6 protein-coding genes are annotated in these 13,165 nt (G+C 50.2%); 2 read left to right on the top strand and 4 right to left on the bottom strand.

Going from position 1 to position 13,165, the window contains the following annotated elements:
• Positions 1-346: 346 nt before the first annotated feature.
• The 3 genes from glgB to T411_RS0103495 form a co-directional block, all read right to left on the bottom strand.
• Positions 347-2,536 carry a 1,4-alpha-glucan branching protein GlgB gene (glgB, locus tag T411_RS0103505; protein ID WP_000705039.1) on the bottom strand — a complete coding sequence of 730 codons (2,190 nt, stop codon included), beginning with the start codon at positions 2,534-2,536 and terminating at the stop codon, positions 347-349.
• 205 nt (positions 2,537-2,741) lie between these two features.
• The gene (malQ, locus tag T411_RS0103500) at positions 2,742-4,922 is read right to left on the bottom strand and encodes a 4-alpha-glucanotransferase (protein ID WP_001070795.1); all 2,181 of its coding nucleotides are present in this window, start codon (positions 4,920-4,922) and stop codon (positions 2,742-2,744) included.
• An 85-nt stretch (positions 4,923-5,007) separates the two neighbouring features.
• The gene (locus tag T411_RS0103495) at positions 5,008-7,461 is read right to left on the bottom strand and encodes a glycogen/starch/alpha-glucan phosphorylase (protein ID WP_000805363.1); all 2,454 of its coding nucleotides are present in this window, start codon (positions 7,459-7,461) and stop codon (positions 5,008-5,010) included.
• Between the two features lie 576 nt (positions 7,462-8,037).
• On the opposite strand from T411_RS0103495, the gene malT reads away from it, so the two are divergent.
• Positions 8,038-10,746: an HTH-type transcriptional regulator MalT gene (malT, locus tag T411_RS0103490; RefSeq protein ID WP_000264934.1), complete on the top strand. Its 2,709-nt coding sequence runs from the start codon at positions 8,038-8,040 to the stop codon at positions 10,744-10,746.
• Positions 10,747-10,812: 66 nt separating this feature from the next.
• Here the strand turns inward: malT and T411_RS0103485 are convergent, their stop codons facing one another.
• Positions 10,813-11,169, bottom strand: coding sequence for a YibL family ribosome-associated protein (locus T411_RS0103485; protein ID WP_001050215.1), 357 nt, complete (start codon positions 11,167-11,169; stop codon positions 10,813-10,815).
• Between the two features lie 278 nt (positions 11,170-11,447).
• Between T411_RS0103485 and T411_RS0103480 the strand changes: the two genes are divergently transcribed.
• Positions 11,448-13,109 carry a methyl-accepting chemotaxis protein gene (locus T411_RS0103480; protein ID WP_000059787.1) on the top strand — a complete coding sequence of 554 codons (1,662 nt, stop codon included), beginning with the start codon at positions 11,448-11,450 and terminating at the stop codon, positions 13,107-13,109.
• The last annotated feature ends 56 nt before the right edge of the window (positions 13,110-13,165 follow it).

Here is a 13,165-nt window from a genome sequence, read left to right as displayed (position 1 = left end):
GCGCTCTGCGCACCGTCGCGATACAAAGAGCAAGTGGGATGCCAACTTTCACACCATTCAAAATCAATAAGTTATAGAAATAGTCCCATCAACAAAGCAAAAAGCTGCCCAACGCTGAGCAAGATCTTGCTTGGCGGGCAAAAAGTCACGAGTTTAGGAAGCAGAGATCTTTGGCAAAGATCCCGTATTCAGAGAGATCCACTCACCACTTAGCCCTGCAGGTAGAAGAGCATGAGTAGGAAATCAACAAAAAAACCGCCACAGCGGTTTTTTTCATAAGGTATAGCCTTCCTACTTGGCGTTGCAGCTTCAAGTAGGAAGGCTATATAACGACAAACGGGAAGAGCTACTTCGCACTCCATTGATAAAATAGCGTCGCGAGCGGCGGCACACTCAATAGCAGCGATTGATCCAAACCTTCACTGCTGATCGCTTCCGTACTCACATCCTGCAATACCGGATAATCACTGCCGTTGTACTGCTTGGCATCAGTATTGAGCAACAAGCGGTACTTCCCTGTTTTAGGAACACCTAAGCGAAATGCCTGCTGTGGAACAGGCGTGAAGTTGGTGATCACTAACACACGATTACCAGCTTCATCCATCCGTTCATGGGCGATCACGCTGAGATCGGCATTATCTTGTAAGCGCCATTCGAAGCAACGCGGATCGCAATCAAGCTGATGCAACGCGGTTTGGGCTTGGTACAGATGGTTCAAATCACGCACCAAACGCTGGATCCCCGCATGGCGCTCAAATTGCGTTAAGAACCACTGCAACTGACCATCGTGATCCCACTCCGCAGTCTGTCCTAATTCGGTACCCATAAAGTTGAGTTTTTTGCCCGGCTGACCATACATATAACCCAAGTAGGCGCGTAAGTTGGCGGTTTGCTGCCACTCATCACCCGGCATCTTGTACATAAGCGAGCGCTTACCATACACCACTTCATCGTGTGATAAAGAGAGCACATAGTTTTCACTAAACGCGTAAATCAGCGGGAAAGTCAGGGTATTGTGGTGGTATTTACGATGCACCGGATCCTCTTTGATGTACGATAAGCTATCGTGCATCCAGCCCATGTTCCACTTAAAACCAAACCCGAGACCGCCCATAAAGGTCGGGGCAGAAACGCCAGGAAACGCAGTCGACTCTTCGGCAATCGTCATCGCATTCGGGAAGTGTTTGTACACCTCCTCGTTCATCCATTTGAAGGTAGCAATCGCATCGTAGTTTTCGCGTCCACCGTCAACATTCGGGATCCATTGATCATGGCTACGCGAATAATCGAGATAGAGCATCGATGCGACCGCATCAACGCGAATGCCATCGATATGGAACATCTCAAACCAATACAGCGCATTAGCGACTAAGAAACGGCGCACATGCTCGCGACCAAGATCGTAGATGTAAGAGTTCCAGTCTTGATGCCAACCGCGACGTGGATCCGGATCATGGAATAAGGGCGTGCCATCAAAATTGGCCAGACCGTGAGAATCCGACGGGAAGTGCGCAGGCACCCAATCGAGCACCACACCAATCCCCGCTTGGTGGCACAAATCGACAAAATATTTGAAATCATCCGGCGAGCCGTAACGGCTAGTGGGCGCAAACAGACCAACCGGTTGATAGCCCCAAGAACCATAAAATGGGTGCTCAGCGACAGGCATTAACTCAACATGGGTATAACCCATCTCAACCAGATAAGGCACCAATTGATCGGCCAATTCACGATAATTGAGGAATTCACCGTTTTCGCCTCGCTTCCATGAGCCAACGTGCAGCTCATAAAACGAGAGCGCTTGTTTACGCTTTTCAGTCACAGGGCGCTGCTGCCAAGCCGTATCTTGCCACTGATAACGACGGTGATCATAAGTCACAGAAGCAAAAGAAGGGTATTGCTCAGCATAAAAACCCCACGGATCCGCTTTATGCGGCAGACCTTCTCCATGTGGGCCTTTCAGCTCAAATTTGTATTGCGTGCCTTCCGGCAAGCCGGGGATAAAAATTCCCCAAATACCGTAATCGAGACGCTGCATCGGATGGCGACGACCATCCCAATGGTTAAACGCGCCAATCAAACTGCACGCCGCCGCGTGAGGGGCATACACCAGAAAACGTACGCCAGAGACCATTTTTCCATCACGCTCTAGGGTGACAAACTGCGCCCCCATATGGTGATACATCTGCTTTGGCGTATGCAGATCTTCATATTCAGCGTAGAGGCCGTGATATTGATACGGATCATCGAGTAACTGCTCGGTACCCGCCCAATCGACAGCCAATTGGTAGTGCGTAAAACGCAGATTACGGCCATCTTTCAGCACAAAGCCGCCCTCGCCTTCACGCTCTAACGCCACACGAGCTTGCCCTTCAACCACCAACGCGACGTTGTCAGCCCCCGGCATCCACACTCGCAGCGCACCTTGTTCAGCGGGAATGTAAGGGCCTAGAAATGAAAAGGGATCAGCAAACGCTGCACGCGCCAACTGATCATAAAATTGTTGAACCTTGGATGGTTTTTTTGTGATCTTCAAACCTAACTCCTAACCTAACTAGCGAATATCCCCTTCCGGCTTAAAGATCGGCGTGTTAGCGCCTCTTCAAGGTATTTGGGTATAACAGAAAGCCCGCAAGGCGCGGGCAAAGCGTGTGTCCATCTTACCGGACTTAGCAAGGAGGAAAGAGTGACCAACCCGAAACTTCTTTTGGCCATAGTTAAGAAATTGGTCACTGATTTCCTTATTGGCTGGCTTTGCTGCGCACTTCGGTCAGACGTGCCGCAATGCGGTTCACTTCTTCGCGCGCAAAAATCTCGTCCAGATTCATCGATAACTTACGTCGCCAGTTCGGGTATTCGTTGACCGTTCCCGGAATATTGACTGGCTTATCCATCTCTAGCCAATCTTCCAACTGCACGCTCAGTAACGCGGAAGAGCCTGCCGCCACATGCAGTTGCAGTGCTTCGCTCAAGTAGGAATCCATCGGAACCTGAGTCGCATCACGCCCAACGCCATTCGGTAAATAGCCGTGCCACGCCACTGAATCGAGAATACCCTGTTTGGATTTCAGGCGATCGTCAAATAAGCCTTGCAGCTGCTCTTCATCGGGATAGAGGCCTATTTCACGTCCCATTTTAAGATCATCACAGTGCCAGAAGCCGCGCAGGGTTGGCATATCATGAGTACAAAGTGCGGCCATGGATTGCTCTGCGTAATGCGCCGGAGAAACGTAACCACCATCTTCCTTCGAGGTTTCGAAGAAGAAGACTTTGTACGAATGCACGCCCGCGTCGCGTAGCAGCTCAACAATTTCATCTGGTACGGTTCCCAAATCTTCGCCAATCACGCTGCACTGGTGACGGTGAGATTCGAGCGCCAAAATCGCCAACATATCTTTGACTGGGTAGTAAATGTACGCGCCTTTCGTCGCGTTTTCGCCTTTCGGGATCCACCATAAACGCAGCAAACCCAGTACATGGTCGATACGCAATGCGCCACAGTGTTTCATGTTAGCACGCAGCAGTTTGATGTACGCGCCATACGCCGTGGCTTGAAGCGCCTGTGGGTTGAGTGGCGGTAAGCCCCAGTTTTGCCCCAAAGGCCCCAGTACATCCGGCGGTGCACCAATGCTGACATCTTGCAGCAAGTTACCGTGATCGGCCCACGTTTCACTACCAGAATCAGCGACGCCAACGGCGAGATCGCGGTATAAGCCAACGGCCATACCTTTTTCTTCGGCCAGGGATTGCACTTCGTGGATCTGAGTATCGGCAATCCACTGTAAGTACATGTAGATGTGCACCGCATCTTGATGATCTTCAATAAATTTTTGTACCGCACTGTGATCAAAACGGCGATATTTCTCTGGGAAAACAGGCCAGCCCCACACCGATGCATCTTGTGCATGTAACTCGGCATGCAGCGCATCAAACGCCGCTTGATGCAGCAAGCTTTCTCCGCCCTCTTCCACAAACTTTAAGAACGCATGCGCGCGATCGGTCTGCTTATCCAGATGACGTTTTTTAAATTCGGCAAACAGCAGAGGTAAGACGCTCATTTTAAGCTCAGCCACTTCGCTGTAGTTTACCCAATGGGCATCACGCACTTTTTGCAAGCGCTGTTGGAACTCTGGGCTACCGACTTTTTGCTGCGCTTCGGCGCTGAGGGCAAATTCAGGTACTGAGCTCACATCAATGTACAGAATGTTGAGCCAACGGCGAGAGGATGGGCTGTACGGGCTTGCGCCCTCTGGGTTGGCTGGAAACAGCGCATGGATCGGGTTTAAGCCAACAAAATCGCCGCCGCGTGATGCAATATCCGCCACGAGTTGTTTCAAATCACCAAAGTCTCCCATGCCCCAGTTGTGCTGGGTACGCAGGGTATAAAGTTGAACGCTCGGTCCCCACAGCTTTTTGCCTTGTGCCAAGGCTGGTTGCTTGTAGCAAGCTTGTGGCGTCACAATCAGGGTCATTTCGTAAGGTGCTTTGCGACGCTTACGGGCAATCAATAAGGTGTGATAGCCCAAAGGCAGATCGTTAGGCAGAGCAAACACCAGTGGGCCGCCTTCGGCACGTTCATCACGTACAATTTGTGATTGCAGATAGCCTTCCAGCACCTCGCCTTGCTCGGTCTGCAAGCGCCAATCAAATTCGCTTTCGCGCGCACTCACGCCAAGGTAGAGCGGGACTTCGATCGCCGAACCTTGGTGAACCACGAGTACCGGATCCACCACATCTTTTTTGTGTTTCTTCTCTGCCGATTGCAGCAAGGCTTCATCGCTACTGGTGTCATAGCCAAGAGACGCCAAAAGACGACGGATCGTGTCGTCTTCCACTTGAGCTTCACTGCCCCACGCGCTGACATATCGATCGGCAATTTTTGCCATTGCAGCGACTTGTTTTAATGCATTGTCTTGATTCATCGCTCTCTCCGAAGGGACTGCTTTCCCCTTCCGTGTAGGGTATGTAAAAAAGGTGAGCCAGAGGGGTCTGACTCACCAAAGGGGCTTAACGCTGTACAGCGCTCAGTTTCCAAATGTTATTCACGTAGTCGCGGATACTGCGGTCGGAGCTGAATTTGCCCACTAACGCGGTATTGAGGATGGCTTTTTTCGCCCAGCCCGCTTGGTCACGATACTGTTTGTCGATCGCTTCATGCGCTTTCACGTAAGAGGCGAAATCTGCCAACACCAGATATGGGTCACCGCCATCGAGCAAGCTGTCATAGGTCGCGCGCAGTTTGCCCGGAGCACCCGGCGTAAACTCTTCACCCACCAGCAGATCCAGCGATGCTTTGAGGAGCGGATCGGCATGATAGAAATCGTATGGGTTATAACCACGCGCTTTCAGTGCTTCTACGCCATCCACTTCAAGACCGAAGATGTAGATGTTGTCATCGCCCACTTCTTCACGAATTTCGACGTTCGCGCCATCCATGGTACCTATGGTCAGCGCACCGTTGAGCGCCATCTTCATGTTGCCGGTACCGGATGCTTCTTTACCTGCGGTCGAGATCTGCTCAGACACATCTGCCGCTGGAATGATGATTTCGGCCATGCTGACGCGATAGTCAGGGATGAATACCACTTTCAGCTTGTTGCCGACCCGCGGATCGTTATTGACTTTCTGCGCGATCATGTTGATGGCATAGATGATCTCTTTCGCCAAGTGGTAGCCCGGCGCCGCTTTTGCAGCGAAGAACACCACTCGTGGATGCATGTCAAAGCTTGGATCATTGATGAGGCGGTGATAGAGCGACAAAATGTGCAGCATATTGAGATGCTGACGCTTGTACTCATGCAGACGTTTGATCTGCACATCAAAAATCGCATTGGTATCAAGCTCGATGCCCATGTGATCTTTCACCCACTCAGCCAGACGCGCTTTGTTGGCTTTTTTCACTTCCATAAAGCGTTTTTGGAACGCCGCATCTTCCGCGTACTGCGCCACTTTGGTCAGTTGATCCAGCTTCGCAGGCCACTCATGGCCAATCTTCTCTGAAATCAGCGCCGATAAACCTGGGTTACAGAACTTCAGCCAGCGACGTGGCGTAATACCGTTGGTCACGTTCTGGATTTTGCCCGGATAGAGCTCAACAAATTCAGGGAACAGGTCACGCTTCACCAATTCTGAGTGCAGCGCCGCTACGCCGTTCACCGCATAAGAGCCGACCACACACAGGTTGGCCATACGCACCATGCGGTGGAAGCCTTCTTCGATGATGGAGAGCTTTTGCTGTTTCGCGACATCACCCGGCCATTTGGCACGCACTTGTTGCAAGAAACGGTGGTTGATCTCGTAGATGATCTCCATGTGACGTGGCAGCAGGCGTTGGATCAGCGACTCACTCCACGTTTCCAGTGCTTCTGGCAGCAGAGTGTGGTTGGTGTAAGCAAAAGTGTGCGAACAGATCGCCCACGCCGCTTCCCACGACATCAGCTTTTCATCGATCAGAATGCGCATCAGCTCAGGAATCGCGATGGTTGGGTGCGTATCGTTAAGCTGAATGGTTTCGTATTTCGGCAGATCCGCCAACGCGTGCCCTGCCGCCTCGTGGCGACGCAGAATATCGCGCACCGACGCTGCACTGTGGAAATACTGCTGCATCAAACGCAGGGTTTTGCCTTTTTCGTGGTTGTCATTCGGATACAGGACTTTGGTGATGTTGCCTGCATCGATCAGCGCGTGCTGCGCTTCAAAGTAGTTACCGTTATTGAAGCTTTCTAACGAGAAAGGCGCGATTGCGCGACACTCCCACAAACGCAGCGGGTAAACCGTATCACTTTGGTAGCCGACAATCGGCAGATCCCACGGCATCGCTTGCACCAGCATGCCCGGTACCCAACGACGACGCTCTTTGCCATTTTCATTGACGACTTCAACGTGGCCGTAGAAACCAATTTCCTGCTTCAGCTCAGGACGCGCGACTTCCCACGGGTAGCCTTCGACTCCACACCATGCATCCGGCGCTTCTTTTTGACGGCCTTCTTCAAAAGACTGTTTAAACAAACCATATTCGTAATGCAGACCGTAACCCACGGTCGGGTATTCTTGCGCCGCGCAAGAATCCATAAAACAGGCGGCAAGACGGCCTAAACCACCGTTACCTAATGATGGGTCGCGCTCTTCTTCCAGCAAGTCGCTCAGGTTCTGGCCAAGCTCTTCCATCGCTTCTGCAACCGCTTCATACACACCCATGCTGATCAAGTTGTTGCCGGTTAAGCGGCCAATCAAGAACTCCAGCGATAGGTAGTTCAGGCTTTTGCTATTGAGGATGCGTTCATCCTGTTCGGTTTCCAGCAAATCAAACGTCGTAAATTCAGCAAGGGCACGTCCCATCGCCAAATACCAAGCACGCGCCGAAGCGTGCTCTACTGTTGTAGCATAAGTTGCGGTCAAATGACGCTTTACGTTTTCTTGGAACAACTTCTTGTCAAACTGTTTCTGTTGAGTAGGTTTCATTGTGAACTCTCACTGTTTGGTTCTAATCCATCTGAGCCCTATCCTGCCTCTACGACTTTTGCAAAACATCCTCCCACTTTTCTCATCAATTGGGAGGAGGAGCCAAGGCGTAGAGGCACAGGAGTCTGGTAGTGAGTGATCTAGCTCCCATCAATGCACCGTTCAGCCAGAGATAGCAGTGATTCGGATCACACCACCTGCCGATTAACCATAGCTAGGCTTTATGAAAAGTCAGAAAACGAGCCATCACTCATTTGTCCACTCTGCTAAATAGATCACAATAATTTCGCAGTTGTTACCCATTTTTCACTAAATGGCGTAGAGGCTTGAACAATATCGTCCGTTTTAAAAAGATTGATTAGTGATAAACATCACAAATATAGGGCGTAGTAACGTGCGAAACGTGAAGAAGACAAAAAACTCAGTATGGATCAATAAACGCACAGAATGACTTCAAGTAACATTCGCCCATCTGAGTGTGATGCGCCTCGCGTATTCACCTCCCCTTAGGCTTGGAACTTGCGTTTCAAGTTAAAAGAGCATGAGGCTCTGACTGGAATAGACGAGAGAAAGAAGATGTGGATCCCTTCGAAACTGACTCGCCCGGGACGTTTGCATAACGCCATCGTCCGCCCCCGAGTGCTGGATTTATTGCAGCACGCCACCTGTTATAAATTGGTGCTGTTTCGTTCCCCCGCCGGCTATGGCAAAACCACCATGGCCGCGCAGTGGCTTGCCGACAAGCCTAATCTGGGGTGGTACAGCATTGATGATAGCGATAACGATCCGTTCCGCTTTATGAACTACCTGCTGCAAGCGATTAATAAAGCAACCCATAACGCCTGCCCCAATGCGCAAAAATTGGCAGAGAAGCGTCAGTTTTCGTCATTGCATTCGCTGTTTAGTGAAGTGTTTGCCGAGATGGCCGACTACCACGGCGAATGTTATGTGGTGCTGGACGATTACCACCTGATCCATGATGAAACCATTCACGAAGCGATGCGCTTTTTCTTAAAGCACATGCCCGATAACTTAACCTTGGTGGTCACCAGCCGTTCAACTCCACCTTTGGGTACGGCTAACCTGCGCGTGCGTGATTTAATGATTGAGATCGGCAATGAGCTTTTGGCTTTTGATACCGAAGAGACGACCCGCTTTTTCAACCAACGCGTTTCCGATGGGATTGATGCGCTGACGGCGAATCACCTACGCGATTATGTGGAAGGTTGGCCTTCTGCGATGCAGCTCATCGCTCTCCAAGCGCAGCATCAGCACCGCACGCTCGCTCAAACCATCGAATCAGTTTCGCACTTTAACCATGCGCATCTTTGGGATTATCTAGTCGAAGAAGTGTTTGATCTGCTCGACGATGAAACCCGCTATTTCTTGATGCAGTGTTCGGTACTCGATCATTTTGACGATGCATTAGTCTGCAGCTTAACAGGGCGCGATGATGCTCTGGCAATGATTGAGTCACTTAACCGCTTCGGGCTATTTATCTCACCGCTGGAAGGGGAAACTAACTGGTATCGCTTCCACAATCTGTTTGCTGAATTTTTAGCGCACCAACGTCAAGCGCGCATTCCGCAGCAAGAGCAAGATTTGCAACGCGCCGCCGCCAAAGCGTGGTTAGAAGCCGCGGCACCTCATCAAGCACTGCGTCATGCGCGTTTGGCGCAAGATAGCGAGTTGCTGGCGAGCATTTTGAGCCAGTTTGGTTGGAAGATGTTTAACCAAGGTGAGCTTGAGGTGTTGGAATCGGCAATCAATCTGCTTACACCCGCTCAACTGTATCGCGAGCCTAAATTGTGCATGCTGCAAGCTTGGCTCGCGCAGAGTCAGCATCGCTATAACGATGTGGGCGCATTACTCGCCAAAGCAGCGAAAGAGATGCAGGCACTGAATGTAGAACTCTCCACCAAAGAGCAAGGCGAATTTAACGCGCTGCGTGCCCAAGTCGCAATTAACCAAAACGAGCCAGAAAAAGCACTGGAACTCGCTGAACTCGCGTTAAGCCAGTTGGATCACACCACCTATCGCAGCCGCATTGTCGCGACCTCTGTCGTTGGTGAAGTGAACCACGTATTAGGACACCTCACCCGTGCCCTCTCCATGATGCAGCAGACCGAGAAACTGGCACGCCAATATCAGGTGTATCACCAAGCACTGTGGGCTCTGCTGCAGCAAAGTGAAATTTTACTGGCGCAGGGCTATGTGCAGGCCGCATACGAAGTACAGGATAACGCGTTTAAATTGATTGAAGAGCAGCAACTGCACCAAGTTCCGCTACATGAATTTTTGCTGCGGATTCGCGCGCAGATTTTATGGTGCTGGAACCGCTTAGATGAAGCCGAACAAGCCGCTTATAAGGGGCTGAGCGTGCTAGAAAACCATTCGCAAAGTAAGCACCTGCACTGTTATTCGATGCTAGCTAGAATTGCGATTGGCCGAGGTGAGCTGGATAAAGCCGGACGCTTCATTGAGCAGATCCAACACCTGCTCAAGCAATCTACTTACCATGTGGATTGGACGGCGAACGCTTCACTCTCCTTGCTGCTCTACTGGCAAGCCAAAGAGAACAACGCCGAGATCCGTCAATGGCTGCAATCTAGCATTCGCCCAGAGGAAGCGTGTAACCACTTCCTTCAACTGCAGTGGCGCAATATTGCCCGCGCGCAAATTCAATTAGGCGAGCTAGACGAAGCGCGTTCTACTCTCGCGTTTATTCAAGAACAGGCGCACAAGTACCAACTGGTCACCGACACCAATCGCAACCTGATTGTGCAAGCGCTTTTGGCCATCACTGAAGGGGATGATCTGCAAGCCTGCGATAAGCTCAAACAAGCACTTCGCCTCACCAACCAAACCGGCATGATTGGTAATTTCTTAATTGATGGCAGCAAGATTGGTCATCTGCTGGAGAAGCTGGTTCACAAAGGTGAGCTAGGGGATTTGGAGCGCCATCGTGCCCATCTGCTGCTCAAGGAGATCTCCACCACTCAGCGCAGCCGATCCATTCATTTTGATGAAGAGTTTGTCGAAAAGCTGGTGAATCACCCGAACATTCCAGAGCTAGTGCGCACTAGTCCACTCACGCAACGTGAATGGCAAGTGCTTGGGCTCATCTACTCCGGTTTCAGTAATGAGCAGATTGCCCATGAGTTGGATGTGGCCGGTACCACCATCAAAACCCACATTCGTAATCTGTATCAGAAACTCAATATCGCCAACCGCAAAGAAGCGGTACAAACGGCCGAGCAACTATTGCAGCTGATGGGCTACTAAATCGACCTGACAAACGCAAAAGAGCCAGCAAACGCTGGCTCTTTCTATTTAAATTCTTTGCCATATTTAGAATGGCTTAGGCGCAAAACCCGTCATCACTTCGACACGCAATGCTTTACCGATTTTGGTGGTCGGATGCACGATCACTAACCCTTTCACCGATTTTTTCAGCTTACCTAAATCCGCTTGCTCAAGCTTAGTCAGCTCACGAGAGAAAGGCATATCGGCAATGGTTTTACGCATTTTATTGAGTTCGTAATCTTGCTTGCCTTTCACGCTATTCAAACGCTTAGTCAAGGCTTCTAATTCATCGGTAAACTTGCTGACCATCTCTGAATCGGCACGACTTTTTGCAGCATCCAACTTACGGCGGCAAGTATCGATGCGATTGTTGAGTTGTTGAATATCGGTTTTAAGGTTCATGATGGTCGCTCTATCGAACTGAAAGGGCGCAGAGTATAGCACGCTCTCTTTGCTTATACTCAAACATCTTCCGCCACTCACTACACAATATCCCTTTTTGAACTAGGCTTATTAATAAAGTTCTCATATCCCCAAACGACTTGGAGTTGCAGATAGGTGCAAGCAAGTTGATCCCCATGAGCATAAGCAGACGATGTGATTGGGGTAAACGGACGTAGCCAATACCGATACCGCTTCAACGAGAAAGGGAATAATAACTAACGAAGTGAGCCACAACTATGAGCCTGACGATTCGACAACGCCTGTACATCCTTTCTTTGGTGCCTTTACTCACCATAGCATTAAGTATGATGTACTTTACTTTTAGCGAAACCCGCTTACTCAGCCAAGAGCAGATGCGCAATACCCGTGAGGCCATGATGGAAATGAAACAGGCCGAACTGAAATCCTATTTGCAAATCGCGGATACTGCGCTTGCTCCACTCAAAGCCCGCCAAGCCCCTCTCGATGATGCAATCGCGATATTACGTGAAATTCAGTTTGGACAAAGCGGTTATATCTTTGGTTATGATTCAAAAGGTACTCGCCTGTTATTAGGTAAAGCGACGAATGGCTTAGGCGACAACTTTATGAACATGCAAGACACCCAAGGCAACTATCTGATTCAAGATTTGCTGAAAAACGCCAAATTAAACCAATTCACAACCTATTATTTCCCCAAACCCGGCGAACAGACGCCCTTACCTAAACTGAGTTATTCGGTCTATCTCCCGCAGTGGGATCTCACTATAGGGACCGGTTTTTACACTGACGATGTCGATGCTGAAATTGCAGAGATGGAAGCGCGCGCAGAAGAGCAGCTCGAACAAGGACTATATACACTGGCTGGCATTACGCTGCTTATTGTCATTCTGGTTAGCGTGATGGCAATAATGATTAACCGAAGCATCATGCGCCCACTGGAGCTGTTTGATAATTCAATTAGTTCATTTGCCAGTGGCGATGCGGATTTAACCGCGCGCATGGAAAAATTCAGTGTTCCTGAATTTCATAAATTGAGCCACAACTTTAACCGCTTTGTAGAGAGCTTGCAAAACATCATTAAACGGGTCAATCAAGTTGGGCAGCAAGTGGTTGAAGAGACCAATGCCATGAGCCAACGGGCGACTCAAGTTGACCATTTAGCATCGAATCAAAGAGAAGAGACCGAACAAGTGGCCACTGCGATGACCGAGATGACAACGACCGCTCAAGAGATCTCTAACAACGCGAATAATGCCGCGCAGTCAGCCAAAGATGCTGAAGATAACGCGACCGACGTTCATAACATCGTTAACGCTGCGGCTCGCTCAGTCCAAGCTTTGGCCGAAGAAGTGGCCGATGCCAGCAGCGTCATTGCCAAACTTGAAGGCGATGTCAATAACATCACTAGCTCATTGGCCGTGATTCAAGATATTGCCGAACAGACTAACCTCCTCGCCCTCAACGCAGCAATTGAAGCCGCGCGTGCCGGAGAGCAAGGCCGCGGTTTTGCCGTGGTCGCCGATGAAGTCCGTAAGCTTGCTAGCCGTACTCAAGAGAGTACTCAGCAAATTCACACAATGATCCAACAGTTGAAAGCGGGCTCAGACGCAGCCGTAAAAGCGATGGAATCGAGCCAACAGCGCAGTATTACTACCGTGCGTGAAGCTAACGCGGCGGCCGAAGCGCTCCAAAAAATCCAAGCGTCAATTGGCACTATTATGGATATGAACGCCTTAATCGCGACGGCTACTGAAGAGCAGAGCATTGTCGGACAAGAGATCTCACAACGTATTGTGGTAATTTCTGACCAAAGTAGCGAATCGGCGGATTTAGCGAACCAGAACCGTCAAGGTAGCCAGACATTAAATGGACGAGCTCACGAGCTGTATGAGCTGGTGGCGCGCTTTAAGGTGTGAGTTGTTTACAGTGTAAATTGAACCGCTATACCACGAACTGCACCAAGGTCACTGTT

The sequence above is a fragment of the Vibrio cholerae ATCC 14035 genome (genome assembly GCF_000621645.1).
Classification (GTDB): Bacteria; Pseudomonadota; Gammaproteobacteria; order Enterobacterales; family Vibrionaceae; genus Vibrio; species Vibrio cholerae.
This window is presented reverse-complemented; position numbering and strand designations above follow the sequence as displayed.